General features: G+C 74.6%; 21 protein-coding genes. 15 read left to right on the top strand and 6 right to left on the bottom strand.

Annotation, left to right across the window (positions count from 1 at the left end; all coding sequences use genetic code 11):
* Positions 1-250: 250 nt before the first annotated feature.
* The 4 genes from ACZ5FU_RS25145 to ACZ5FU_RS25130 all read left to right on the top strand — a co-directional run bounded on the left by ACZ5FU_RS25145 (position 251) and on the right by ACZ5FU_RS25130 (position 5905).
* On the top strand, positions 251-1630 hold the full coding sequence (locus tag ACZ5FU_RS25145; RefSeq protein ID WP_451780585.1) for a TIGR04053 family radical SAM/SPASM domain-containing protein: 1380 nt from the start codon (positions 251-253) through the stop codon (positions 1628-1630).
* Complete coding sequence (locus ACZ5FU_RS25140; protein WP_469046671.1) at positions 1627-4266, top strand: multicopper oxidase domain-containing protein; 2640 nt, start codon at positions 1627-1629, stop codon at positions 4264-4266. Before ACZ5FU_RS25145 ends, ACZ5FU_RS25140 begins: the two co-directional genes overlap by 4 nt.
* A complete protein-coding gene (locus ACZ5FU_RS25135) occupies positions 4266-4712 on the top strand; it encodes a hypothetical protein (protein ID WP_468642002.1) in 447 nt (148 codons plus the stop codon). The genes ACZ5FU_RS25140 and ACZ5FU_RS25135 overlap by 1 nt, the downstream gene beginning before the upstream one ends.
* 224 nt (positions 4713-4936) lie before the next feature.
* Positions 4937-5905, top strand: a complete 969-nt coding sequence (locus ACZ5FU_RS25130; RefSeq protein WP_469046669.1) for an Acg family FMN-binding oxidoreductase — start codon at positions 4937-4939, stop codon at positions 5903-5905.
* A 142-nt stretch (positions 5906-6047) separates the two neighbouring features.
* Here ACZ5FU_RS25130 and ACZ5FU_RS25125 read toward each other — a convergent pair whose 3' ends face one another.
* Positions 6048-6470: a pyridoxamine 5'-phosphate oxidase family protein gene (locus ACZ5FU_RS25125; RefSeq protein ID WP_451525690.1), complete on the bottom strand. Its 423-nt coding sequence runs from the start codon at positions 6468-6470 to the stop codon at positions 6048-6050.
* A 312-nt stretch (positions 6471-6782) separates the two neighbouring features.
* On the opposite strand from ACZ5FU_RS25125, the gene ACZ5FU_RS25120 reads away from it, so the two are divergent.
* From ACZ5FU_RS25120 to narI, 6 genes are all read left to right on the top strand, one after another.
* On the top strand, positions 6783-8066 hold the full coding sequence (locus tag ACZ5FU_RS25120) for an MFS transporter (protein WP_468642005.1): 1284 nt from the start codon (positions 6783-6785) through the stop codon (positions 8064-8066).
* Between the two features lie 103 nt (positions 8067-8169).
* Complete coding sequence (locus ACZ5FU_RS25115) at positions 8170-8646, top strand: hemerythrin domain-containing protein (RefSeq protein WP_451525692.1); 477 nt, start codon at positions 8170-8172, stop codon at positions 8644-8646.
* 252 nt (positions 8647-8898) lie between these two features.
* The gene (locus ACZ5FU_RS25110; RefSeq protein ID WP_469046668.1) at positions 8899-12627 is read left to right on the top strand and encodes a nitrate reductase subunit alpha; all 3729 of its coding nucleotides are present in this window, start codon (positions 8899-8901) and stop codon (positions 12625-12627) included.
* On the top strand, positions 12627-14366 hold the full coding sequence (gene narH / locus ACZ5FU_RS25105) for a nitrate reductase subunit beta (protein WP_468642010.1): 1740 nt from the start codon (positions 12627-12629) through the stop codon (positions 14364-14366). Before ACZ5FU_RS25110 ends, narH begins: the two co-directional genes overlap by 1 nt.
* The gene (narJ, locus tag ACZ5FU_RS25100) at positions 14363-15025 is read left to right on the top strand and encodes a nitrate reductase molybdenum cofactor assembly chaperone (RefSeq protein WP_451525695.1); all 663 of its coding nucleotides are present in this window, start codon (positions 14363-14365) and stop codon (positions 15023-15025) included. The genes narH and narJ overlap by 4 nt, the downstream gene beginning before the upstream one ends.
* Positions 15022-15795: a respiratory nitrate reductase subunit gamma gene (gene narI, locus ACZ5FU_RS25095; RefSeq protein WP_468642023.1), complete on the top strand. Its 774-nt coding sequence runs from the start codon at positions 15022-15024 to the stop codon at positions 15793-15795. Before narJ ends, narI begins: the two co-directional genes overlap by 4 nt.
* Before the next feature lie 255 nt (positions 15796-16050).
* Here the strand turns inward: narI and ACZ5FU_RS25090 are convergent, their stop codons facing one another.
* From ACZ5FU_RS25090 to ACZ5FU_RS25075, 4 genes are all read right to left on the bottom strand, one after another.
* On the bottom strand, positions 16051-16266 hold the full coding sequence (locus tag ACZ5FU_RS25090) for a hypothetical protein (RefSeq protein ID WP_469046666.1): 216 nt from the start codon (positions 16264-16266) through the stop codon (positions 16051-16053).
* A 60-nt stretch (positions 16267-16326) separates the two neighbouring features.
* On the bottom strand, positions 16327-17499 hold the full coding sequence (locus ACZ5FU_RS25085; RefSeq protein ID WP_468835164.1) for a PP2C family protein-serine/threonine phosphatase: 1173 nt from the start codon (positions 17497-17499) through the stop codon (positions 16327-16329).
* Between the two features lie 199 nt (positions 17500-17698).
* On the bottom strand, positions 17699-18097 hold the full coding sequence (locus ACZ5FU_RS25080) for a gas vesicle structural protein GvpA (protein WP_451525699.1): 399 nt from the start codon (positions 18095-18097) through the stop codon (positions 17699-17701).
* 236 nt (positions 18098-18333) lie between these two features.
* On the bottom strand, positions 18334-18747 hold the full coding sequence (locus tag ACZ5FU_RS25075) for a DUF302 domain-containing protein (RefSeq protein WP_451780599.1): 414 nt from the start codon (positions 18745-18747) through the stop codon (positions 18334-18336).
* Between the two features lie 174 nt (positions 18748-18921).
* On the opposite strand from ACZ5FU_RS25075, the gene ACZ5FU_RS25070 reads away from it, so the two are divergent.
* The 5 genes from ACZ5FU_RS25070 to ACZ5FU_RS25050 all read left to right on the top strand — a co-directional run bounded on the left by ACZ5FU_RS25070 (position 18922) and on the right by ACZ5FU_RS25050 (position 23304).
* A complete protein-coding gene (locus tag ACZ5FU_RS25070) occupies positions 18922-20286 on the top strand; it encodes an MBL fold metallo-hydrolase (protein WP_469046665.1) in 1365 nt (454 codons plus the stop codon).
* Positions 20287-20355: 69 nt separating this feature from the next.
* Complete coding sequence (locus ACZ5FU_RS25065) at positions 20356-20763, top strand: rhodanese-like domain-containing protein (RefSeq protein ID WP_451780603.1); 408 nt, start codon at positions 20356-20358, stop codon at positions 20761-20763.
* On the top strand, positions 20760-21506 hold the full coding sequence (locus tag ACZ5FU_RS25060; RefSeq protein WP_451780605.1) for a sulfite exporter TauE/SafE family protein: 747 nt from the start codon (positions 20760-20762) through the stop codon (positions 21504-21506). Before ACZ5FU_RS25065 ends, ACZ5FU_RS25060 begins: the two co-directional genes overlap by 4 nt.
* A 168-nt stretch (positions 21507-21674) precedes the next feature.
* A complete protein-coding gene (locus tag ACZ5FU_RS25055) occupies positions 21675-22262 on the top strand; it encodes a rhodanese-like domain-containing protein (protein ID WP_451525704.1) in 588 nt (195 codons plus the stop codon).
* 139 nt (positions 22263-22401) lie between these two features.
* Positions 22402-23304, top strand: coding sequence for a pyridoxamine 5'-phosphate oxidase family protein (locus ACZ5FU_RS25050; RefSeq protein WP_451780606.1), 903 nt, complete (start codon positions 22402-22404; stop codon positions 23302-23304).
* A 150-nt stretch (positions 23305-23454) separates the two neighbouring features.
* Here the strand turns inward: ACZ5FU_RS25050 and ACZ5FU_RS25045 are convergent, their stop codons facing one another.
* Positions 23455-23904: a universal stress protein gene (locus ACZ5FU_RS25045; RefSeq protein ID WP_451525706.1), complete on the bottom strand. Its 450-nt coding sequence runs from the start codon at positions 23902-23904 to the stop codon at positions 23455-23457.
* Positions 23905-24545: the final 641 nt, after the last annotated feature.

The following is a 24545-nucleotide window of genomic DNA, read 5'->3' as shown; positions in this document are numbered from 1 at the left end:
CCGGACGGCCCCGGTGGAGAAGACCATCGGCCGCCGCGCCGGTCACCGTCGCCGGTGGATGCTGGCGGCGACCGATCCGGAGGTACACCGTGCACGACCACGTCGACCGCCCTCGAGGCCGAGCCCATCGATGCCACCCGCGGTGGGAGCCGCGCACGGTACGGCCCGGTCACCGTCCGGCCGCCCGCCTCGTCTGCCCTGACTCCAGGGCGGCCGGACACAGCCCCAGGGCGCTGGGCAGGGCCGTGCGATGACCGACCCCGCCCAGCCCGGCCCCACCGGTGCCGGCGCCGACCGCACCGGCCCCGCCCGGCCCGGCGTCGCCCACGCCGGTCCCGCCCCCGCCCACCCCGCCCACGCCATCCGGCACCAGCGGCACGACGTGGGGGAGCGGCCCTTCATCGTCATCTGGGAGTCCACCCGGGCCTGCCCGCTGGCCTGCCTGCACTGCCGGGCCGAGGCCGTGCCCGACCGTGATCCGCGCGAGCTGGACACCGCCGCCGCCAAGGACCTGCTCGGCCAGGTGGCCGCCTTCGGGCAGCCCGCCCCCCTGTTCGTGATCACCGGCGGCGACCCCTTCCAGCGCCCGGACCTGAACGAACTCGTCGCCCACGGACGCGAGATCGGCGTCCGGGTCGCGGTGTCCCCGTCCGGCACCCCGACGCTCACCGCGCAGCGGCTGCGGGACCTGCACACGGCCGGAGCGGTCGGCCTCTCCCTGAGCCTGGACGGCTCCACCGCCGAGGTCCACGACACCTTCCGCGGGGTGCCCGGAGTGTTCCGCTGGACCCTGGACGCCTGGGACACCGCCCGCGCCCTCGGCATGAAGGTGCAGATCAACACCACGGTCGCCCGCCACAACCTGCACGACCTGCCCGACGTCGTCCGCCTCGTCGCCGAGCACGGCGCGATGCTGTGGAGCGCCTTCCTCCTGGTCCCCACCGGCCGCGGCCGCGGCCTGGGCACGCTCACCCCGGACGAGGTGGAGGACGTCCTCAACTTCGTTCACGACGTGGGCCTGACCGTGCCGGCCAAGACCACCGAGGCCCACCACTTCCGTCGCGTCGCCCTGCAGCGCCAGGTCCTGGCCGCCGCCGGCGACGACCACGTGGCCGTGCTCGGACTCGGGCCGCTCTACCGGGAGTTGCGCGACCGTGCCGCCGAACTGGGCCTGGACGCCGGGGCACGCCGGGCACGGCGCCCGCCGCTCGACGTCAACGCGGGCCGCGGATTCGTGTTCGTGTCCCACACCGGCACCGTGCACCCCAGCGGATTCCTGCCGCTGGGCGCCGGAAGCGTCCGCGAGACACCGCTGACGGAGATCTACCGCGCCTCGGAGCTGTTCACCGGCCTGCGCGACCCCGACCGGCTGGGCGGCCGGTGCGGCGCGTGCGAGTTCCGCCGGGTCTGCGGCGGCTCGCGGTCCAGGGCCTACGGCCTCACCGGCGATCCGTACGCCGAGGAGCCGTGGTGCGGCTACGTACCGGGCTCCTTCCCCCGCTGGCGGGAACTGGCCGCGCTGCTGTCCGGCGCGGACGCGCGGCAGGGACGGTCCCGTCGCCGCGCGGACGCCGACGCGCCGCGGCGGGACGGCGGCACGGGCACGACCGGGCACCGGGGAGAGGCATGACCACCGTCGTCCGCGGACCCTCCCCGGCCGGCGACGCGAACGGAACCGGCAGGTACCCGAGCCGGTTCCGGGCGTCCGGGGTGAAGGCCCGCCACCTGCGCGCCCACGTCCTGGTCGTGGTGTGGCTGGGCCTCGCCCTGGCGGCGGCCGCAGCGCAGGAGTCGCTGCCGGTGGCCCGCTGGCTGGCCGTCCACATGTTCCTGCTCGGCGCCGTCACCACCGCCGTTCTGGTCTGGAGCGAGCACTTCGCCGTCGCCCTGCTGCACGCGAAGGTCCCCGACGAGCGCTGGAGCACCGCCCGGCTGGTCACGGCCGAGCTCGCCGTGGCCGGCCTCCTCGCCGGGGTGTGGGCCGCCCGGCCGCTGCTGACCGCCGTCGCCGCCGTGGCCCTGGTCGCCGCCGCCACCGCGCACCTGGTCGTGCTGGTCCGCCTCGGCCGGGGCGCGCTCGGCGGACGGCTCGAGCCGATCGTCTCCTACTACCGGGCGGCCACGGCCGCCCTGGTCGCGGGCACCGTCCTCGGCGCGCTGCTGGCCACCGGCGGGGCCGGTGGGCCCGACCGGTACGCCGGGCTGCGCCTGGCGCACCTGCACGTCACGCTGCTCGGCTGGATCGGGCTGTCCGTCCTCGGCACGCTGTTCATGCTGTGGCCCACCGTGCTGGGGGTGCGGATGAAGGACCGCACCACGAAGGTCTCCCGGTGGGTGCTGCGGCTCACCGGCGGCGGACTGGCCGTGGCGGTCACCGCCCTGGCGCTCGGCCGGCGCTGGCCGGCCGTGGCGGGCCTCGCCCTCTACCTGGCGGGAGTGGCCCTCGCCGCCCACCTGCTCGCCCGCACCGTGCGCCGCAGCCGGCCCGTCTCCGCGGCGGCGGCCTGGACGCTGGCCGCCGCCACCTGCTGGCTGGCGGTCGCGGTGGCGGCGGACCTCGCCCGGCTGGCCACCGCGCCGCTCGCCGCGGCGCGGACCGCGATCGACGCCCTGCTCCCCGTCCTGCTCGTCGGCTTCGTCGCCCAGGTCCTGATCGGCGCGCTCACCTACCTGCTGCCCGTCGTCCTCAGCACCGGTCCGCGGGACCGCGCAGCTCTACGGGTGCCGCTCGAACGGGGCTGGCTGCCCAGGGCGGTGGCGCTCAACACCGGTGTCGCGCTGGCGGCCCTCCCGCTGCCCGGCCCGGCGCCGACGGCGGGCCTGCTGCTGGCGGCGGTGTCCGGAGGCGCGTTCCTCGCCCTGGTCGTGCCGGTGCTCGTCCGCGGCGGCAAGGGGCTGCCGTCGGACGCGGGCGGCGGGTCGCGGCGCCCGGCACTGTGGGGCACCGCCGCGGGCGTCGTACTGACCGTGCTGGCGGTACTGGTGGCCAACGGCGGAGGAGACCCGGCCGGCGGGACGAACGCCGCCGGGACGACGGGGGCGGGCGACGGCACCACCCGCACGGTCGCCGTCACCCTGGCCGACATGCGCATCCGGCCGGCCCGCGTCGAGGTCGCGGCGGGCACCTCGCTGCGGCTGGAGGTCACCAACGACGACGCCCAGCGCCACGACCTCGAGGTCGAGGACGGCCCCGCCACCCCGATGCTCGCCGAGGGCGACACCCGCGTCCTCGACCTCGGGCCGGTCACCCGCGACCGCCGGGCCTGGTGCACCCTGCCGGGCCACCGGGCGGCCGGGATGACCATGGACATCGTCGTGAAGGACGGCACGGCGACGGACACCGCCGACGGCCACCAGGGCCACGCCCCGGCCGCCGCCCCCGGTGACGACGGCGCCCTCGATCTCACCGCCGACCACTCCGCCGGCCGGCGGCCGCGCGACGCGGTCCTGGCGCCCGTGCCCGGCGGGACCGTCCACCGGGTCGAACTGCACGCCGCGCACACCACCGTCGAGGTGGCACCGGGCGTGAAGCAGCAGATGTGGACCTTCGGCGGCACCGCCCCCGGCCCCACCCTGCGCGGCAGGGTCGGCGACGTCTTCGAGGTCACCCTCGTCAACGACGACGCGGGCATGGGGCACGGCATCGACTTCCACGCCGGCTCCCTCGCCCCCGACCGGCCCATGCGCACGCTCGAGCCCGGCGGACGCCTCCTCTACCGCTTCCGCGCCGAGCACGCCGGGGCCTGGCTGTACCACTGCAGCACCGCGCCGATGCTCCAGCACCTGGGCAACGGCATGTACGGCGCCGTCGTCATCGACCCGCCCGGCCTCGCGGAGGTGGACCACGAGTACGTGCTGGTCTCCTCCGAGCTGTACCTCGGCACCCCCGGCAGCACCGCCCAGGTGGCCAAGATGCGGCGGAACACACCGGACGCCTGGGTGTTCAACGGCATGGCGGACCAGTACGCGAAGCAGCCCCTGAGGCTGCGGGCCGGTGACCGGGCCCGCTTCTGGGTGGTCGCCGCCGGACCCTCCGACGGCGTCGCCTTCCACATCGTCGGCACCGTGTTCGACACCGTCTACAAGGAGGGCGCGTACCTCCTCGAACCGGGCGGGGCGGGCGGCGCGCAGGTGCTGGACCTGGCCGCCGCGCAGGGCGGCTTCGTGGAGACGACGTTCCCGGAGGCCGGCCACTACCCCTTCGTCGACCACGACATGCGCCACGCCGAAGCCGGGGCCCACGGCATGGTGGAGGTGAGCGGCTGATGGACACCGTCGGCCTGTGGTCCCTCGTGCGGTTCGCGCACGTGGCCGGCGCCGCCCTGTGGGTCGGGGGCCAGCTGGCCCTCTCCCTGGTGGTCCTGCCGCTCGCCCGCCACCTCCTCGCCCCGGACGCCAAGGAACGCTTCACCGCCGCGGCGGGCCGCCGGTTCGGGCTCCTGACCGGGGCCGTGTTCCTGCCCGTGCAGGTGGGCACGGGCTGGGCCATGGCCTGGCACCGTGGCGTCACCTGGGCGTCCCTCGCCGAACCCGGCTACGGCCGGACCCTGGCGACCAAGCTCGCCCTCTTCGTCGTGGTGATGCTCGCCGCGGCGGGACACGGCGTCGCCCACGCACGGGGCCGTGCCGACCTGGCCCGTGCCCTGGCGGTCGTCTCCCTCGTCTGCTCGCTCGGCGTGGTCCTGCTCGCCACGGCCCTGCCCGCCACCTGAGCGGCGGTCATGGCGGGAGGAGAGCCACGGACGGAGAACCACGGACGGAGCACCACGGACGGAGCACCACGGACGGAGAACCACGGATGCCGCCGTACGTCCTCGGACGCCGCGGGCCTCCGAGGACGTACGGCCCCCGGAACGGGACCGGTCAACCCTCCCGCGGACCGGGCACCGCGACGCAGGCTCGGGTGTACAGAGGAAAGCGTGGTGAAGGAGCCGTGATGCAGACCAGGGAAGTCGACGCCACAGCCGTTCAGGCCCTGTTGGCCGCGGCGGTGGCCGCGCCCTCGATCCACAACACGCAGCCCTGGCGGTTCGGCCTGGACCCGCGGAGCCGGTCGATCGAGGTCCGGGTGGACCGGCGCAGGCGACTGCCGAGGGCCGACCTCGACCTGCGCGCCCTGCACCTGTCGGTGGGCGCGGCCGTCCTCAACCTCCGGGTGGCCGCCGCGCACCTGGGCTGGGACCCCCTCGTCCGGCTGCTGCCCGCGGCGGACGACCCCGACCTGCTGGCCACGGTGCGGCTGGCGGAGCACCGCGCGGACCCGCCGCCGCCCCTGCTCGACCTGTACGACGCGGTCGAGCGGCGCCACACGAGCCGGATGCCGTTCACCGGACGCCCGGTGCCGGAACCGATCGTGACCGAGATGATCGGCTCCGCCCGCGCCGAGGGCGCGCACCTGGAGGTGCCCGACATCCTGGGGACCCGCCGCCTGCTGCGCCTGACCCAGGCGGCCGAGATGCGCAACGCCGATCACCGCGACCGGGTGGCCGAGGCGCGCGGCTGGATCACCGCTCCGGGCACGGACGCTTCCTACGGCATTCCGGCCACGGCGCTGGGGCCGCTGGACGCCTCCGGGCGGATGCCGGTGCGGGACTTCACCGGGGCGCTGCCCGCCCCCTGGCTGCCCGCCCTGCGGTTCGAGCGCCACGCCCAGGTGGCGCTGCTGTGGACGCCCCGGGACCGGCGGGAGGACTGGGTGCGGGCGGGCCAGGCCCTGGAGCGCGTGCTGCTCACGGCGACCCGGCACGGGCTGCGCACGTCGATGCTGCACCAGGCGATGGAGTGGCCGGACCTGCGGGCCGCGATCGCCGGCCCGCGGCGGCGGTGCTGCCCGCAGCTGCTGATCCGCTTCGGGTACGGCCCCGAGGGCGGCCGCACCCCCCGCGCCGGCACGCCGCACCCCTGACCCCGCGGCACCGGACGAGGGGTCGCGGCCCCTCGCCCGGGGACTTCCCGCGCCGGACGCGCGACGAGGGCCGGGCCGACGGTACGCGACCGTCGGCCCGGCCCTCGCGTTCAGCCCGTCCGGGGGTCCGGCGGGCCGCCCGTCACAGGGCGGCGCACATCCCCTTGAGCTCCCGTCCGCTGATCACCTCGGAGTCGATCCGGACGAACACCCCGTCGCTCAGCGGCATCCAGGAGACCGGGCCGGACCGCGACAGCCGTTCGTGCTCGGCGGGATCGGTCACCACGGCGGCCCGTCCCGTGACGACGACACTCCAGCCGGACTGGGTCGCCGCGTCGAACTCGTCGGCCTCGAAGGCGATCACGACGCCGTCGATGGCGCGGACGAGGTCGGAGTCCGGCGCGGTGCGCAGCAGCACGGAGTGGTCGGCGTCCAGGGAGAAGTTGATGGGCAGGACCGCGGGCAGCGCCTGCCGTGTGTAGACCACGCGGCCGACCGGGACCTCGGAGAGCAGGCGCAGGCACTCCTGCCGGTCGAGTGCGCGAAAGGCGTCGTTCTGGGACATCTGCCCATCGTCCCCGCGACCGTGGTGCGGGGGGTAGGGCCGACCGGCCCTTTCCCCGCACCGTCCGGGCCGCCGGACCCGGCCGTCGTTCCGGCGGAGCGGTGCGGGCACGTCAGGGGGGAGGCATACGAGGCCGGCCGGCCCGGAAGGTGAGGGCCGTCCGTCCCCCGGCAGGGACCCTCGGCCCATGCCTCCGGCGCGTCCCGGCGCGCACAGTGGCCGTGGGATTCCGTTTCCCGGGCAAGAGGCCCGCGGGACGTGCGTGATTCCCGGTGGCCGAGCGCCACCACGAAGAGGGAAGGGACGGACGACATGGTCCAGCCGTCGAAGTCGAAGAGCGACAGCCCGGCGCCACAGGCGCCGGTGTCCGGCCGGGCGTGGCTGATGCTGGCGCTGTCCACCGTGGGGTTCGCGGTGAATTTCTGGGCCTGGGCGCTGCTCAGCCCTCTCGGCCCGCGGTTCAAGGACAGCCTCGACCTGTCGTCCTTCGAGCAGTCGCTGCTGGTGGCGGTCCCCGTCGTGGTCGGATCGCTGGGCCGCATCCCGGTCGGTGCCCTGACCGACCGGTTCGGCGGACGGGTCATGTTCCCGATCGTCTCCGCGGTCACCATCGTGCCCGTCCTCTACCTCGGCCTGGCCGGCCACTCCTCCCTCCCGGCGCTCCTGATCGGCGGGTTCTTCCTCGGCATCGGCGGCACCGCCTTCGCCGTCGGCGTGCCGCTCGTCAACGCCTGGTTCCCGCCCGAGCGGCGGGGACTCGCCATCGGCGTCTTCGGCGCCGGCATGGGCGGCACCGCCGTCAGCGCCCTCACCACGGTCAAGCTGGTCGACGCGCACGGCATGTCCACCCCGTTCCTGATCACCGCCGGGGTGCTGGCCCTGTACGCCACGGCCGCCGCGCTGCTGCTGCGTGACGCGCCCGGCCGCAGCGTGCCGACCGAGCCGCTGGCCCGCAGGCTGGCCGCCACCGTCCGGCTGCCCATCACCTGGCAGGCGTCGGCGCTGTACGCGGTCGGGTTCGGCGGGTACGTCGCCTTCTCCGTCTACCTGCCCACCTACCTCAAGACCGGCTACGGGCTCACCCAGGCCGACGCCGCCAACCGGATGGCCGGGTTCGTGCTGCTGGCGGTGGCGATGCGGCCGGTCGGCGGCTGGCTGTCGGACCGCATGGGCCCGGTCCGGGTCCTGGCCGGTTCGCTGGCGGTGGTGGTGGCCGGTGCGGTGACCCAGTCGTTCACCCCGCCCCTGGCGCCGGTGGGCACCGCCGCCTTCCTGGCCATGGGCGCCGCGCTCGGCGCGGCCAGCGGCGCCACCTTCGCCCTGGTGGCCCTCCTCACCCCGGCCGGCCAGGTCGGCTCCGTCACCGGCGTCGTCGGCGCCGCGGGCGGCCTGGGCGGATTCCTGCCGCCGCTGGTGATGGGCTCGCTGTACGGCGCGTACGGCACCTACGCGGCCGGTCTCGCCCTGCTCGCCGTCGTGGCCGCCGCGGCGCTGGCCTACACCCTCACCGGGGTCCGGGCGGCCGCGGGCGGCGGCGAACGGAAGCGGAGCACCGGCCACCGCCGCGGCCACCGCCCCGCGGGCACCACCGTCTGAGGGCGGCCGGACCGGAAGCGACGGGCCGACGGGCCCACGGGCCGAAGAACGACGAAGAACCACGGGCCGGGAGACCACGGGCCGGGAACCACGGAGAAGACCGATGTGCGAGTACTGCGGCTGCCAGGCCCTGGAGACCATCGACGAACTCACCCAGGAGCACGAGGAGGTCCTGCGACTGATCAGTCACCTCCGCCCGGCCCACCGCAGCGGTGAGACGACCCGGATGGCGCGGACCGCCCGGGAGATCGCACGGGTGCTCGGCCCGCACACCCTGGTCGAGGAGGGAGGCCTGTTCCCGGCGCTCGCCGGGGACTTCCCCGAGCAGATCGCCGCCCTGGAGGCCGAGCACCGCGTCGTCGAGTCGGTCCTGGCCGAGGCCGCCCACGGCGCGACCCCCGCGGACCCGGCCTGGCCGGACCGGCTGATGGACGCGATGGCCGTGCTGCGCGACCACATCCTCAAGGAACAGGACGGCGTCTTCCCGGCCGCCCTCGCCAACCTGAGCACCGAGGAATGGGAGGCGGTGGAGGCCGCCCGGACCAGGGCGGGCAGCCCCCTGTCCCGGCCGGCCGCCTGACGGTCCCGCCGCGCCGTCGCCGGCGGGGCGGCACCTCCCCGCGGCCCTGTGCTCCCGCCCCGAACGGGCGGGAGCACAGGGCCACCACCGCACGGAGCCGCGCCCTCCCCTTCCGCACACGGTCCTCACCGTGACGCGTGGTGTTCGTGGCGTGGTGTTGACCTCCCGGGGGACCGCCCTCGTAGAGTCGGCAACGGCCGGAACCGATCACGATTCGAACGGACGCCACGGTGTCCGGGGCGGAGTGGCGCGGTGAGCGAGGAGACCAGCCGGGAGCGGCGGCGGGCGGGCACGGACGGTGATCTGGCGGAGGCACTGGTGCGCAGCCGCCGGTTCTTCACCAGGGCGGAGGTCTCCGACGACCTGCGCACCCTGCACAGGAAGGGCGGCTGGCAGGCCGACGCGTTCTACCGGGACCGCTGGTCGCACGACAAGGTGGTGCGTTCCACCCACGGGGTGAACTGCACCGGCTCGTGCTCGTGGAAGGTGTACGTCAAGGACGGCATCATCACCTGGGAGGCCCAGCAGACCGACTACCCGTCGGTGGGCCCCGACCGCCCCGAGTACGAGCCGCGCGGCTGCCCGCGCGGGGCGGCCTTCTCCTGGTACACCTACTCGCCCACCCGGGTGCGCTACCCGTACGTACGCGGCGTGCTGCTGCGGATGTACCGCGAGGCCAGGGCCCGCCTCGGCGACCCGGTGGCGGCCTGGGCGGACATCGTCACCGACCCGGCGAAGGCCCGCGCCTACAAGCGGGCCCGCGGCAAGGGCGGCCTGGTGCGGGCGAGCTGGGACGAGGCGGTGGAGATGGTCGCCGCCGCGCACGTGCACACGATCAAGGCCCACGGCCCCGACCGGCTCGCCGGCTTCTCGCCGATCCCGGCGATGTCGATGGTCTCGCACGCCGCCGGCGCCCGCTTCTACTCGCTGCTCGGCGGCGCCATGCTGTCGTTCTACGACTGGTACGCGGACCTGCCGGTGGCCTCGCCGCAGGTCTTCGGCGACCAGACCGACGTCCCGGAGTCGGGGGACTGGTGGGACGCCGGCTACCTGATCATGTGGGGGTCCAACCTGCCGGTGACCCGCACCCCGGACGCCCACTGGATGGCCGAGGCCCGCTACCGCGGCCAGAAGGTCGTCGCGGTCTCCCCGGACTACGCGGACAACGTGAAGTTCGCCGACGAGTGGCTGCCCGCCCAGCCGGGCACCGACGGCGCGCTGGCGATGGCCATGGGCCACGTCGTCCTCAAGGAGTTCTTCGTCGACCGGGAGACGGAGTACTTCACCTCCTACGTCAAGCGGTACACCGACCTGCCGTTCCTGGTCACCCTCGACGAGGCCGACGGTGAACCGGGCACCTGCACCCCCGGCAAGTTCCTCACCGCCGCCGACCTCGGCGGGGCGGCGGCCACCGCGGAGCACGCCGAGTTCCGCACGGTGCTGCTGGACGCCGCCACCGGGCTGCCGGTGGTCCCCAACGGCACGCTCGGCGACCGCTACGGCGAGGCCGGTGCCGGGAAGTGGAACCTCGACCTCGGCGACACCGACCCGCTGCTGTCCGCCGAGGGCGGCGGCGAGCCCCCGGTCGCGGTCGGCCTGCCGCGCTTCGACGCCCCCGACGGCGGCGCGGGACGGCTGCTGCGCGGCGTACCGGTGCGCCGGGTGGCCGGACGCCTGGTCACCACGGTGTACGACCTGCTGCTGGCGCAGTACGGCGTCGCGCGCGAGGGCCTGCCCGGCCGGTGGCCGTCCTCGTACGAGGACGCGGCCGAGCCGTACACCCCGGCCTGGCAGGCGGCGATCACCGGGGTGGACGCGGAGCGGGCGGCGCGCATCGCGCGCGAGTTCGCCGCGAACGCCGAGGAGTCCCGCGGCCGTTCGATGATCATCATGGGGGCGGGCACCAACCACTGGTTCCACTCCGACACCATCTACCGCGCCTTCCTGACCCTGACGACGCTGACCGGCTGCCAGGGCGTCAACGGCGGCGGCTGGGCCCACTACGTCGGCCAGGAGAAGGTCCGCCCGATCACCGGCTACTCGGCGATCGCGACCGCCGCCGACTGGAACCGGCCGGCCCGGCTGATGATCCAGACCGCCTACTGGTACCTGCACGCCGACCAGTTCCGCTACGACCCGTTCTCCGCCGACACCCTCGCGGCGGCCGGTCCGGGCACGGGCGGCCCGTTCGCCGGGAGGACCACGGCGGACGTCATCGCGCAGTCGGCGCGGATGGGCTGGATGCCGTCGTACCCGACCTTCGACCGCAATCCCCTCGACCTGGCCGACGAGGCCGGCGCCGCGGGCCGTCCGGTCGCCGAGCACGTCGTGGACGAACTGAAGGCGGGACGGCTCCGGTTCGCCGGCGAGGACCCGGACGCGCCGGAGAACTTCCCACGGGTGCTGACCGTCTGGCGGGCCAACCTGCTGGGCTCCTCGGCCAAGGGCAACGAGTACTTCCTCAAGCACCTGCTCGGCACCGACCACGCGGTCCGGGCGACCGAGGCGTCGCCGGACGCCCGGCCACGGGACGTGGTGTGGCGCGAGGACGCCCCGGAGGGCAAGCTCGACCTGCTGCTCACCCTGGACTTCCGCATGACCAGCACGACCGTCTTCTCCGACGTCGTCCTGCCCGCCGCCACCTGGTACGAGAAGCACGACCTGTCCAGCACGGACATGCACCCCTTCGTGCACGCCTTCAACCCGGCGATCGCCCCGCCCTGGCAGACCCGCACCGACTGGGACGCCTTCCACACCCTGGCCAGGGAGTTCAGCCGGCAGGCGGCCGACCACCTCGGCGTCCGCACGGACGTCGTCGCCGCGCCCCTGCTGCACGACACCCCGGACGAGATGGCCACCCCGCACGGCAGGGTGCTCGACTGGAAGGCCGGCGAGTGCGAACCGGTCCCCGGCCGCACCATGCCGAGACTGGTGACCGTGGAGCGCGACTACGCCGCCGTCGCCGACAGGATGGCCGCCCTCGGCCCCCTCCTGGACACCCTGGGCGCCACCACCAAGGGCATCACCTTCAAGGTCGACCGCGAACTGGATTACCTGCGCCACAAGAACGGCACCGTGCGCGGCGGCGCGGCCGACGGGCGGCCCTCGATCGCCCGCGACACGCACGCCTGCGAGGCGATCCTCGCCCTGTCCGGCACCACCAACGGCCACCTCGCCACCCAGGGCTTCCACACCCTCGAGGCCCGCACCGGCACGCGGCTGGCGGACCTGGCCGCCGAGCACGAGGGCAAGCGGATCACCTTCGCCGACACCCAGGCCGCCCCGGTCCCCGTCATCACCTCACCCGAGTGGTCCGGCTCGGAGACCGGCGGGCGCCGCTACTCCCCGTTCACCGTCAACGTCGAGCGCCTCAAACCCTGGCACACCCTCACCGGTCGCCAGCACTTCTACCTCGACCACGACTGGATGACCGCACTCGGCGAGCAACTACCGGTGTACCGGCCACCGTTGAACATGCATGCGCTCTTCGGCGAGCCCCGCGTCGGGGAGACGGGCGAACTCGGCGTGACCGTGCGCTACCTGACCCCGCACAACAAGTGGTCCATCCACTCCGAGTACCAGGACAACCTGTTCATGCTCTCGCTGTCCCGGGGCGGCCCGACGATCTGGATGAGCACGCAGGACGCGGCCAAAGTCGGGGTGCAGGACAACGACTGGGTGGAGGCGGTCAACCGCAACGGTGTGGTCGCCGCCCGCGCGGTCGTCTCGCACCGCATGCCCGAGGGCACCGTCTACATGCACCACGCCCAGGACCGCCTCATCGACGTGCCCCGCACCGAGACCACCGGCCGGCGCGGCGGCATCCACAACTCCCTGACCCGTCTGCTGATCAAACCCAGCCACCTCATCGGCGGCTACGCCCAGCTCTCCTACGCCTTCAACTACCTCGGTCCGACCGGCAACCAGCGCGACGAGGTCACCGTCATCCGTCGCCGCACGAACCAGGAGGTGACGTACTGATGCCCCGCGGCGAAGCCGCCATCGGACGTGTCATGGCACAGATGGCGATGGTGATGAACCTCGACAAGTGCATCGGCTGCCACACCTGCTCGGTCACCTGCAAGCAGGCGTGGACCAACCGCTCCGGCGTCGAGTACGTGTGGTTCAACAACGTCGAGACCCGGCCCGGCCAGGGCTACCCCCGCCGGTACGAGGACCAGGACACCTGGAAGGGCGGCTGGGAGGTCAACAAGAAGGGCCACCTCGCGCTGAAGGCCGGCGGCCGGTTCAAGAAGCTGATCCAGATCTTCTCCAACCCCGTACTGCCGTCCCTCGACGACTACTACGAACCCTGGACCTACGACTACGAGACCCTCACCAACGCCCCGCTGCAGGAGCACACCCCGGTCGCCCGCCCCAAGTCCCTGATCACCGGCAAGGACATGAAGATCTCCTGGTCGGCGAACTGGGACGACGACCTCGGCGGCTCGGCGGCGACCAGCGAGAAGGACGTGCTGCTGAACGAGGTCTCGGAGAAGATCAAGTTCGAGTTCGAGCAGACCTTCATGTTCTACCTGCCCAGGATCTGCGAGCACTGCCTCAACCCGTCCTGCGCGGCCTCCTGCCCCTCCGGCGCCATCTACAAGCGGGAGGAGGACGGCATCGTCCTGGTCGACCAGGACCGCTGCCGCGGCTGGCGGATGTGCGTCACGGGCTGCCCCTACAAGAAGGTCTACTTCAACCACCGCACCGGCAAGGCGGAGAAGTGCACCTTCTGCTTCCCCCGCGTCGAGGTCGGCCTGCCCACCGTCTGCTCCGAAACCTGCGTCGGCCGGCTGCGCTACATCGGCCTCGTCCTCTACGACGCCGACCGCGTCCTGGAAGCAGCCTCCACCCCCGACGAGAAGGGCCTGTACGAGGCCCAGCGGAAGGTCTTCCTCGACCCCGACGACCCGGACGTCGTCGCCGCGGCCGAGCGCGCGGGCATCCCCCGCGACTGGATCGAAGCGGCCCGGCGCTCCCCGATCCATGCCCTGATCAACACGTTCAAGGTGGCCCTGCCGCTGCACCCGGAGTACCGGACGATGCCGATGGTCTGGTACATCCCGCCGCTGTCCCCGGTGGTCGACGCCGTCCGTGACACCGGCTCCGACGCCGAGGACCACCAGAGTCTCTTCGCGGCCGTCGAGTCCTTGCGCATCCCCGTCGACTACCTCGCCCAGCTGTTCACCGCGGGCGACCCGCAGCCGGTGGACGCGGTCCTGCGTCGCCTGGCGGCCATGCGCTCCTACATGCGCGACATCAACCTCGGCCGCGAGCCGAACGACGCCATCCCCGAGGCCGTCGGTATGACCGGGGAGGAGGTGTACGACATGTACCGGCTGCTGGCCCTGGCGAAATACGACGAGCGCTACGTCATCCCCCCGGCCCACGCCGAACAGGCCCACAAACTCGAGGAACTGGCCACCGAGTGCAGCCTGGACTACGAGGGCGGCCCCGGCATGGGAGGCTCCGGCCCCTTCGGTGAGACCTCCGGCGGCGCCGCCCCGATCGCGGTGGAGAACTTCCACGCCCTGCGCGGCCGGCAGACCGCCGACACCCCCGCGGCGCCCACCGACAAGGCGAGGCGGGTCAACCTCCTCGACTGGGACGGCAGGAGCTCCCCGCCCGGCCTTTTCCCGGACAGACGAACCGCAGGCACCGGCACCGGCGCCGTCGACGGGGACGACCACGGCGGCGAGGTGGAGCCGAAACCATGAAGAGGAAGACCGCACGCGCACCCCGCACGCAGCCCTGGCACCCCCTCGCCTGGCAGACCCAGTCCCTGCTGCTCGCCTACCCCGACGACCAGCTCCGCCCCCGCCTCGACCTGGCGCACCGGGCCGCCGCCGCACTGCCCCCCGAGGTCCGCGACCCCCTGGCCCGCTTCACCCGGCACGCCGGGCGCACCCCCGCCGACGAACTGGCGGCGGCCTACGTGGAGACCTTCGACCACCGCAAACGCTGCTGCCCGTACCTGACGTACTACGCCCACGGCGACACCCGCAAGCGCGGTCTCGCACTGCTGCGGCTGAAGCAGGCCTACGCCGCGGCCGGCTGGCGCCTCGCCGACGACGAACTGCCCGACCACCTCGCCGTCGTCCTCGAGTTCGCCGCCGGCGCCCCGGACGCCGGCGCCACACTGCTCACCGGACACCGCGCCGGTCTGGAACTGCTGCGGCTGGCCCTGGCCGATGAGGGATCACCCTGGGCGGACGTCCTGGCCTCCGTGTCGGCCACCCTGCCCCCGCCGGCCGGCGACGACCGCGAGGCCGTCCTGCGCCTCGCCGCCCAGGGCCCGCCCGAGGAGCAGGTGGGCCTCGACCCGTACGCCTCCCCGGTGTTCCTGCCGGACCCCGTCGTAGGAGGACCCCGATGACCGCCTCGGCACACCGCACCGCCCTCGCGGCCGGGGCCGGCACCGGCGACATCCTGCTGTGGGTCGCCCTGCCGTACGTCGTGCTGGCGGTGTTCGTCCTCGGCCACGTCTGGCGCTACCGCTACGACAAGTTCGGCTGGACGACCCGCTCCTCCCAGCTGTACGAACGGCGCCTGCTGCGCATCGGCAGCCCGCTGTTCCACTTCGGCGTCCTCGTCGTCCTGATCGGCCACATCGGCGGCCTGGTCGTCCCCGAGAGCTGGACCGACGCCGCGGGCATCAGCGAGCACACCTACCACGTGTCCGCCGTCGTGCTCGGCACCCTCGCGGGCGTCGCCACCGTGGGCGGACTCGCCATCCTGGTCTACCGGCGCCGTACCGTCGGGCCGGTGTTCTCGGCCACCACCCGCAACGACAAGGCCATGTACCTCTCCCTGACCCTGACCATCGGTCTGGGACTCGCCGCGACCGTGGCCGCCAACCTCGTCGGCGGCGGCTACGACTACCGCGAGACCATCTCCCCCTGGTTCCGGTCGGTCTTCTCCCTCCGGCCCGACCCGGACCTGATGGCCCACACCCCGATCCTGTTCCGGCTGCACGCCGTCAGCGCGCTCCTGCTGTTCGCGTTCTGGCCCTTCACCCGGCTCGTCCACATGCTCACCGCACCGCTGGGCTACCTGACCCGGCCCTACATCGTCTACCGCAGCCGCGACGAGGGCCGCCTCGGCGCCCGCACCCCGCGCCGCGGCTGGGAACGCACCGGGTCCTGAGCGACGGGCCGGCCCGCCGCTCAGACCTCCGCCCGCGGGGGAGGGGGCACCGTCCGCTCCACGACGGTGCCCCTCGGCCGGTCCGGCGTGGGCGTGCGGGTGCCTTCGAGGCCGGCGGCGCGGGTTCTCCAGGCCGTGGCGGCGGGCGACGCGGCCGGGCCGATGCCGCGTCCGTCCGCCCGGACCCCGCCGCCGGACGGTCCCGGAAGGGGGCGACGGCATCGTGACGTCCGCCGCTTCCCGGCCGCCGGTCCGTCAGCGCGTCCACGTCTCCGGGCCGCCACCGCGCCACTCGACCCCCTCCGACTGCCGCACCCACGCGTCGTCGACGTCGTCCAGGCCGGCCAGAAGCAGGAACTCGACGATGTCCAGCACCCCGTACGCCAGCCCGACGAAACGCTCGTCGACGCGGACGCGCCGCCCGCCGTCCTCGGCGGGCGGGTAGATCACGATGGGCCGTGTGCCGTTCATACGGCCAGCCTGCCGCCGGAACGGCAGGGGCGCGCGGTGGGATGCGCCGGCCGCGCGGCCTCAGCCGGTGCCGCTCGGGCCGTGCCAGTCCAGGCACATGACGCTGGCGTCGTCCCGCGGACGGCCGTGGCAGGCGTCCTTCACCGCCTCCGTCAGCGCCTGGACCGTCTGTCTGGGATGCAGACGGCGGGTCCGGCGCAGCAGCGCGGGCAGGTCCACCGCCGCCGCCTCCCGGTCCTGCATGCCGTCGGTGAGCAGGACCAGCCGGTCACCGGGGCGCAGGTCGAGCGTCTGGACGCGGTAGGGGATCGGTGAGGGGACGCCGAAGGGCAGGTTGACGGCGAGGCGGACCTCCTCCACGACGCCGTCGCGCAGGCGCAGGGGCCAGGGGTGGCCGGCGTTGACCAATTCCACCCGCTCCCGCACGAGATCGACGCAGAACACCTGCCCGGTCGCCATGGTGCCCCGTCCGTGGGACAGCAGCGCCCGGTGGGCCTGACGCGCCTGCTCGCCGACATTGCATCCCGCGCGGCGGGCGCCGCGCAGGGCACCGAGCAGGAGGGTGGCCAGCAGGGCGGAGTCCACGTCGTGGCCCATGGCGTCGGTCAGCGACAGGTGCAGGGTGTCGCGGTCGAGGCTGTAGTCGTAGGTGTCCCCGCCGATGTCGTCCGCGGGCACGAGCGCGCAGGCGAGGGTGAACTGCGGTGCCTCGCAGCAGGAGGAGGAGGGCAGGAGCTGGTGCTGGATCTCCGCGGCGAGCGTCAGGGGCCTGGTGCGCTGGCCCCACTGGTAGGCGTCCGTGAAGCGGCGGTCGGTGACGATGATGTACGCGAGGGCGTGGGCGGCCTCCGTCACGTGCCGCAGCACCTCCCCGTCGGTGTGGGGGAGCGTCATCTCGAGGACGCCGATGCAGTCGCCGCGGTTGGTGACCGGCGCGAGGACCCGCTGCCGGCCCTCGGCGTCCCGCTCCTGGTGCAACCGCTGCTCGTGGAGGACCAGTTGGTAGACGCTTCCCTGCACGGGGATGCGCACGGGGCTGGTCCCCCCGGCTTCGGCGTCGTCGGCAGCGGTGAGCCGCACCAGTTCCTGGCCCACGAAGTCCAGGAACAGGAAGGACACGGAGACGGCTCCGAAGCGCTTCTGCAGGTTGCGCGCGACGACGTCGACGGAATCCATCGGCGCGGCGTCCTCGGCGGCCGCCAGGACTTCTCCCAGCGCGAACTCATCGGCCATGACTACCTCCTGGCTGGTCGCCCTACGTCTTTCCGCAACCGGTCGAGACATCCCTGGCCGATTCGCGGCATCGCCGGCACGGATGATCCACCGGCGCCGGGCGTGGCCTCGCGCTCCCCGTGCGCGGACACGGCTGTGCCCCCGGACCCGGGGGCACAGCCGAGGACTCAGGCGCGGGGGTCGCCCACGGGGGCGTCGTTCAGTCCGCCCTCCTGCGCGCGCCGGACCGGCTCTCCTGGCTCCGGCCCTGGCCACGGGCCTGCTGGAAGGCCTCGGCGACCGTCTCCGCGGCACCGGACAGGGCGCCCTTCGTCTTGCCCCGGGCGCCGGACTCCATCATCTTCCCGGTGAGCTCCGTGAGGCCCGCCGGCTTACGCGGTCCGGACTCGAGGTCGAGACGGTTGCACGCCTCGGCGAACCGCAGGTACGTGTCGACGCTGGCGACCACGATCCGGATGTCGATCTTGAGTATCTCGATGCCCACGAGGGAGACCCGTATGAAGGCGTCGATCACCAGCCCGCGGTCGAGGATGAGTTCCAGCACGTCGTAGAGCCCGCTGGAACCTCCGCCGCCACCTTGTCGAGCAGCTGTCGTCATCACCCAACCCCTTGCCGGATCCGTGTGTGCCGCCCCGGCCGCCGGCAGCCGGGAACGACGCGTTCGCGGACGGCGGCGGTGAAGCGGAGTCGTGGGGTACGGGTTGCCGCTGCCGACGGCGGACAAACGTGTGCGACGACGCGCCACCGCCCCGGGCACGGCCCCGCCGTCCGCCTGCCGGGAAAGGGAACCCCGGGCCGGCGGCCCGCCGCCGGGGTGCGGGCCGCCGGCCGCCGTCAGCCCTCGCGGTCCGTCGCGGTGAGCTCGGCGAGGGCGGCGTCGAGGCGCCGCCCGGCCTCCTCGGCGACCGGACGGAGGGCGTCACCGCCGGTCAGGGTCACCATCGTGTCCGGGTCGAGGGCCTGTACGGCGGTGCGGTCGCCGTCACGGCGGACGACGACGTTGCAGGGCAGGAGCAGACCCACGGTGCGGTCGGTGTCCAGGGCGCGCTGGGCGAGGGAGGGGTTGCAGGCGCCGAGGATGAGGTAGTCCTCCATGCCCTCGGCGGCGGGGCCGAGCTTGGCCTTGAGGGTGGCGGTGACGTCGATCTCGGTGAGGACGCCGAAGCCCTGGGCGGCGAGGGCGTCGCGGGTGCGGGCGACGGCGGTGGCGAAGTCGGTGTCGAGGTGGACGGTGCGGTCGTAGCGCATGGCGGTGGCCCTTCCCGTGGTTCGCCCGGCAGCGGACGGCGTCCGGTGCGGGCGAGGTGGCTGGAGGTGTGTCTCCCGGGACTCTCCCGGTCTTCAAAAATACCCCCCGGGGTACTCGTGCTACGGTCGTACGTATACCCCCCGGGGTAATTTTCCACTGGAAGGGAGCAGCGTGTGTTCTTCGTCGACACGATCGAGGTCCAAGGTCTCGGCAACCGGAGCTATCTCGCCGGCGGCGAGCGGACGGCGGTGGCCGTCGACCCGCCGCGCGACGTCGACCGGGTGATCGCGGCGGCCGTGCGGCGCGGCGTGCGGATCTCCCACGTCGTCGAGACGCACGTGCACAACGACTACGTGACCGGTGGCCCGGAGCTGGCCCGGATCACCGGGGCTGCCTACCACGTCCCCGCCGGGGCCCGGGTCTCCTTCGCGCGGGTGCCGGTGCGCGACGGCGACCGCACCGAGGTCGACGCCGGCCTGACCCTGCGCGCGCTGGCCACGCCCGGCCACACTCCGCACCACACCTCCTACGCGCTGGAGGAGGACGGCACGGCGGTTGCGGTGTTCACCGGCGGTTCGCTGCTGATCGGCACCGTCGGCCGTCCCGACCTCGTCGAGCCCCGGCTGACCGAGCACCTCGCGCGTGCGCAGCACGCCTCCGTGCGCAGGCTGGCCGCCGAACTCCCGGAGGAGACGGCGGTGCTCCCCACCCACGGGTTCGGCAGCTTCTGCTCCTCCTCGCAGGCGGAGGGCGGCGCCACCACCACCATCGGCAAGGAGAAGGCGTCCAACGAGGCCCTCGTCCGGGACGTCGACACCTTCGTCGCCGACCTGCTGGCCGGCCTGGACGACGTCCCCGCCTACTACGCGCACATGGGCCCGGCCAACGCCGCCGGCCCGGCCCCCGTCGACCTCACCCCGCCCGCCGTGGCCGACGCCGAGGAGATCGCCGCCCGGCTGGCCGCGGGGGAGTGGGTGGTCGACCTGCGTAACCGCGTCGCCTTCGCCGCCGGACACGTCTCCGGCTCGTTCAACTTCGAGGCCGACGGTCAGCTCGCCACCTATCTGGCCTGGCTGATCCCGTGGGGCAGGCCGGTCACCCTGCTCGCCGAGTCGCCCGCCCAGCTCGCCTCGGCCCAGCGCGAGCTGGTCCGGGTGGGCATCGACAGGCCGGCCGCCGCCGCCACCGGCGGGCCCGCCCGGTGGGTGCGCGAGGGCGAGGCGCCGGTCTCCTTCCCGCGGGCGGACTTCGCCGGCCTCGCCGGCCGGCACCCGGCGGAGGGAGTCGTCGTCCTCGACGTCCGGCGCGGCGCGGAGCGGGCGGCCGGGTACGTCGAGGGCTCGGTCCACATCCCCGTCCACACCCTGCACCGCCGCCTGGCGGAGGTCCCCGACGGCGAGGTGTGGGTGCACTGCGCGGGCGGCGCGCGGGCCGCGATCGCCGCCTCCCTGCTGCACGCCGCCGGCCGGGACGTCGTCGCCGTGGACGACTCCTTCGACGCCGCCGCGGCGGCGGGACTCACCATCCGCACCCCCTGACGGCACCGGGCGCCGCACCGGCCCCGCCGACCGTCCGCACCGACACGGGAAACAGGAGCGAGGAACCACATGAGCATCTTCCGACGGGACCAGGGGGGCCCTGGCCGGGTGACCGCGCGGGAGGCGGCCGCACGCACCGGCCACGGCGTCGCCGACGCCGACGGCGCGGGCGGCGACAGCGTGCACGAGGCCGTCCTGCTGGACGTGCGCGAGCCGTACGAGTGGCAGTCGGGGCACGCGCCGCGCGCCCTGCACCTGCCCCTGTCCGCGCTGGCCGCGGGGGCGGCGCTGCCCGCTCACGCGCAGGCGCGGCCCCTGGTCGTGATCTGCCGTTCCGGCCACCGCTCCCGGCGGGCCACCGAACTGCTGGCGGCCCGCGGCGCGACGGCCGTGGACGTGATCGGCGGGATGCGCTCCTGGGCCGAAGAGGGGCTGCCCGTGGTGGACACCGGCGGCCGCGACGGCACCGTCGCGTGAGCGCGGTCGTCCTCGCCCTCGCCGCCGGTGCCGTGATCGGTGTGGCACTGGGCGCGCTCGGGGGCGGCGGGAGTGTGCTCGCCGTCCCCGCCCTGATCTACCTGCTCGGCTTCAGTCCGGTCGCGGCCACCACCGCCGGCCTGGTCATCGTCACCCTGACCTCGGCCACCGCGCTGCTCTCGCACGCCCGCGACGGTCGGGTGCGCTGGCGTACGGGGCTGCTGTTCGCGGCGGCCGGGATCGGCCCGGCGATGCTGGGCGGCGCGCTCGCAGCCCGGGTGCCGTCCGCCGTGCTGACGGCGGCCTTCGCCCTCGTCGCGGCGGCGGCGGCCCTGCGCATGGTGCGGCCCGCGCCGGCCGCCGCGGTCGCGGTGCCGGTCCGCCAGACGCGCGCCGCGGGAGTCGGTGCCGGGCTCGGCGCGGTCACCGGCGTCCTCGGTGTCGGCGGCGGCTTCCTCGCCGTACCGGCACTGGTGGGCGTGGTCGGGATGCGGATGCGCAACGCGGTGGGCACCAGCCTGCTGGTCATCACCGTCAACTCCGTGGCGGCGCTGGCGACGCGCGCGGGCACCGTCCGGGAGCTGGACTGGGCGGTCGTCGGACCGTTCGTCGGGGCCGCGATCCTCGGCGCGTGGGATGCGAAACGGCTGGCCGCGAAGGTCACCGGCGACACGCTCCAGCGGATCTTCGCCGGGGCGCTGCTGGCCGTGGCGGCCTTCATGCTGATCGACGCGCTGCTGTGACGACCGCCGTGAGGCCGTCGTGAGGCCGCGGTGACGGCCGCCGCGGCGCGCTGCGCGACGACACCCCGGCGATCGCGCCCCTTCCCGACCGACACTTCTCCGTAAATACCCCCTGGGGTATCCTGTACTCCGGTTCCCCCGTACCGACCCGCAAGGACCACCTCTGCCATGAGCACCCCCTCCGCCCCCTCCGCCCTCCGCACCGACGAGGCCCGCACCCGGCTGCACGAGTTCACCGTCATCGACGTGCGCACGCCCGCCGAGTACGCCTCCGGCCACCTGCCCGGCGCGGTGAACATCCCCCTCGACCACATCCGGCGCGCGCTGCCGGAGATCCGGCACGCAGCCGGGCGCGGCGACGTCCTCGTGGTGTGCGCCTCCGGCGTCCGCTCCGAGAACGCCCGCAAGCTCCTGGCCGAGCAGGGCGTCGACACCGCCACCCTGGTCGGCGGCACCAGCGCCTGGACCGCCGACGGGCACGACCTGCAGACACCGGCCGCGTGCGACACGCGGGCGAGCTGGAGCATGGAACGCCAGGTCCGCCTCACCGCCGGCAGCCTGGTCCTGCTCGGTCTCCTCCTCGGCGTGCTCGTGCACCCGGCCCTCCTGCTCGTCTCCGCCGGCATCGCGGGCGGCCTGGTCTTCTCCGCCCTGACGAACACCTGCGGCATGGCGGTCGTACTCGGCAAGCTGCCCCACAACCGCCCGCGCGCGGCCGACCTGGACGCGGCGCTCGCCGCTCTGCGCGGCCGCTGAGACCCGTGCCGCCCGCGGGGAGCGGGGCCGTCGGCGGGCGGCCCGGCCGGCCGACGGCCGTACGCCCACGTGGGCCCTGTGGTGCGGGCCGCGTCGCGGAGCGATGCTGGAAGGGGATCCGCAGGGAGAGGGCACGGTCATGCACGCACATGTCGGAGACCGGCTGATCGTCGAGAGCCCGGCCACGGGCGTCGTCCGGCGCGACGGCGAGGTCGTCGGCCTCCACCACCCGGACGGGACCCCGCCGTACGACGTGCGGTGGTCGGACACGGGCGACGTCACGCTCGTCTTCCCCGGGCCGGACGCCCACATCCATCACCCCGGCCACGACGAGGCGCCGGGCGCACCGGTGCCGGGAGGCGCGGACGAGCGGGCCGGGAGCGGCGGGACGGCCGCCGACCCCGGCGACGTGGGCCGCAGGGTGGCCCAGGCACGCCGGCAACGGGGCCTCGGCCTGGCGGAGACGGCCCACCGGGCCCGTATCTCACCGGCCTACCTCGACTACCTGGAGACGCACCCGGCCGATCCCGGCGTCGGGACCCTCATCCGTCTGGCCGACGCGCTGGGAACCACGCTCCTCGAACTCCAGGGCGGCGGCCGGGAACGGCCCCCCGGACAGGGGCAGGCGCTCCACCACCCCCGTCTGCGGGACCTCGGGGAAGAGGAGTGCCGGGCCCTGCTGTCGACCCACGGGGTGGGACGGATCTCGCTGACCACACCGCACGGCCCCGCCGTGTTCCCCGTCAACTACGAGGTGGCCGACGCGGCGATCGTCTTCCGCACGGCGCCCGACGCCGCCCCCGCCGCGGCCGTCGGCCAGCAGGTGGCCTTCGAGGCCGACCACGTCGACGAGGCCATGAGCCAGGGCTGGAGCGTCCTGGCGGTCGGACCCGCGCGGGCCGTCACCGACCCCGCCGAGGCGCGCCGGCTCGACGAACGGGCACACACCGACCCCTGGGCCGGAGGAGGACGCACGCTGTGGGTGGCCGTCACCGTCGAACGGCTGACAGGACGCCGCATCACCCCCGCCGAGGACGCCTGAACACCCGCGGCGACAGACGGCCCGGAGCCTCCGGTGGCCCGGGACCTTTCGGCCCTCCCGCGAGGACCGTCCGCCCCGAACGACTCCGCGCCCGAACGGGGAGGCGGGACGCGGGACGGGGCCGCCGGTCACGACGGCCCCGTCCCGGGTTCAGCCGGCCGCGTCCTCTCCCCGGGGGACGACGACGACCGGGCAGGCGGCGTGCTGGGCGCAGCGCTGGCCCACCGATCCCAGCATCGCCCGGGCGAAGCCGCCCCGGCCCCGGCGGCCGACGACGAGGAGTTCGGCTCCCTCGGAGGCCTGGATCAGCGCCTCCGAGGGGTCTCCCTCGACGAGATGCTCCCTCAGCCGCGCCGGACGCTCCCCGGGGAAGACCGAACGCAGCTCCGCCGCGAAGCGCTCCCGCGCCTGCTGCAGGTCGAAGTCGGGATCGATCGCCGGTCCGCTCCAGCCCGCTGAGGACGGCGTGTCCCAGACGTGGACCGCCTCCACGACACCGCCGACGGTCCGTGCGTACCGCTCCGCCCACCGCAGCGCCGCGTACGACGTCGGAGATCCGTCCACACCCACGACCACCCGTGGTACCGGCTCGGATTGCATGGTCACCTCGCTCAGTCGCCCTCGTCCACGCGTACCCGCGTACGCGTATCCACGCTGCCGGGTCGCGCGCCACCGCGCCAGCCGGGGAGCCGTCCGGAGCCACGGGCGGGACGTGCGGGACGGGCGGCGGACGGATGAGCCGACGGACGCGTGCACGGGTCCGCCGTCGGGCCGTCACCGGATCCGCGACCGCGTCCTGTGGCTTGCCGGAGGGCCGCCCTCGCCGTGCAGACGCTCGTCGTCCGTCTGCTCCGGGCGTGGCGTCCACCGTGCTCCGGGTGTGGCGTCCACCGTGTTCCGCGGGGAACCGGAGCCGTGCGGCGCACGGCCGCCGCTGTCCGGACCCGTGGTGCCGTGAGGGTGCCGGGCGTCCTGAGCACGGCCCGTGCGGGCCGCACGGGCCGTGCGGCAGGGACCATCGGCACCACCGCCGGCCCGTGCGGCCACTGCCCCGACGGGCCGCGGCGGACGAGCATGGACCACGGAACGCATCATCCGCGGCGAGCTCCCGAGGAGCACAGCGATGTCCGGGACCACGGCGATGTCCAGGACCACGGCGAGGGGAGGGCCCGGGCCGGCCGGCCCGGGCCCGGCCCCGGACCGGCCGCACCCCGCCGAGGCCGTACCCGTCGCCACTTTGG

This window comes from Streptomyces sp. NPDC031554 (assembly GCF_055580685.1).
The sequence above is the reverse complement of the archived record's forward strand: the minus strand, read 5'-3'. Positions and strand labels throughout refer to the sequence as shown.

Coding starts and splice junctions, on each gene's coding strand:
- ACZ5FU_RS25090 (WP_469046666.1), bottom strand. CDS start 16,266: ATGAACGGCACACGGCCCATCGTGATCTACCCGCCCGCCGAGGACGGC.
- narH (WP_468642010.1), top strand. CDS start 12,627: ATGCCCCGCGGCGAAGCCGCCATCGGACGTGTCATGGCACAGATGGCG.
- ACZ5FU_RS25140 (WP_469046671.1), top strand. CDS start 1,627: ATGACCACCGTCGTCCGCGGACCCTCCCCGGCCGGCGACGCGAACGGA.
- narI (WP_468642023.1), top strand. CDS start 15,022: ATGACCGCCTCGGCACACCGCACCGCCCTCGCGGCCGGGGCCGGCACC.
- ACZ5FU_RS25145 (WP_451780585.1), top strand. CDS start 251: ATGACCGACCCCGCCCAGCCCGGCCCCACCGGTGCCGGCGCCGACCGC.
- ACZ5FU_RS25125 (WP_451525690.1), bottom strand. CDS start 6,470: ATGTCCCAGAACGACGCCTTTCGCGCACTCGACCGGCAGGAGTGCCTG.
- ACZ5FU_RS25120 (WP_468642005.1), top strand. CDS start 6,783: ATGGTCCAGCCGTCGAAGTCGAAGAGCGACAGCCCGGCGCCACAGGCG.
- ACZ5FU_RS25075 (WP_451780599.1), bottom strand. CDS start 18,747: ATGCGCTACGACCGCACCGTCCACCTCGACACCGACTTCGCCACCGCC.
- ACZ5FU_RS25055 (WP_451525704.1), top strand. CDS start 21,675: ATGAGCACCCCCTCCGCCCCCTCCGCCCTCCGCACCGACGAGGCCCGC.
- ACZ5FU_RS25130 (WP_469046669.1), top strand. CDS start 4,937: ATGCAGACCAGGGAAGTCGACGCCACAGCCGTTCAGGCCCTGTTGGCC.
- ACZ5FU_RS25085 (WP_468835164.1), bottom strand. CDS start 17,499: ATGGCCGATGAGTTCGCGCTGGGAGAAGTCCTGGCGGCCGCCGAGGAC.
- ACZ5FU_RS25045 (WP_451525706.1), bottom strand. CDS start 23,904: ATGCAATCCGAGCCGGTACCACGGGTGGTCGTGGGTGTGGACGGATCT.
- ACZ5FU_RS25050 (WP_451780606.1), top strand. CDS start 22,402: ATGCACGCACATGTCGGAGACCGGCTGATCGTCGAGAGCCCGGCCACG.
- ACZ5FU_RS25115 (WP_451525692.1), top strand. CDS start 8,170: ATGTGCGAGTACTGCGGCTGCCAGGCCCTGGAGACCATCGACGAACTC.
- ACZ5FU_RS25080 (WP_451525699.1), bottom strand. CDS start 18,097: ATGACGACAGCTGCTCGACAAGGTGGCGGCGGAGGTTCCAGCGGGCTC.
- narJ (WP_451525695.1), top strand. CDS start 14,363: ATGAAGAGGAAGACCGCACGCGCACCCCGCACGCAGCCCTGGCACCCC.
- ACZ5FU_RS25135 (WP_468642002.1), top strand. CDS start 4,266: ATGGACACCGTCGGCCTGTGGTCCCTCGTGCGGTTCGCGCACGTGGCC.
- ACZ5FU_RS25065 (WP_451780603.1), top strand. CDS start 20,356: ATGAGCATCTTCCGACGGGACCAGGGGGGCCCTGGCCGGGTGACCGCG.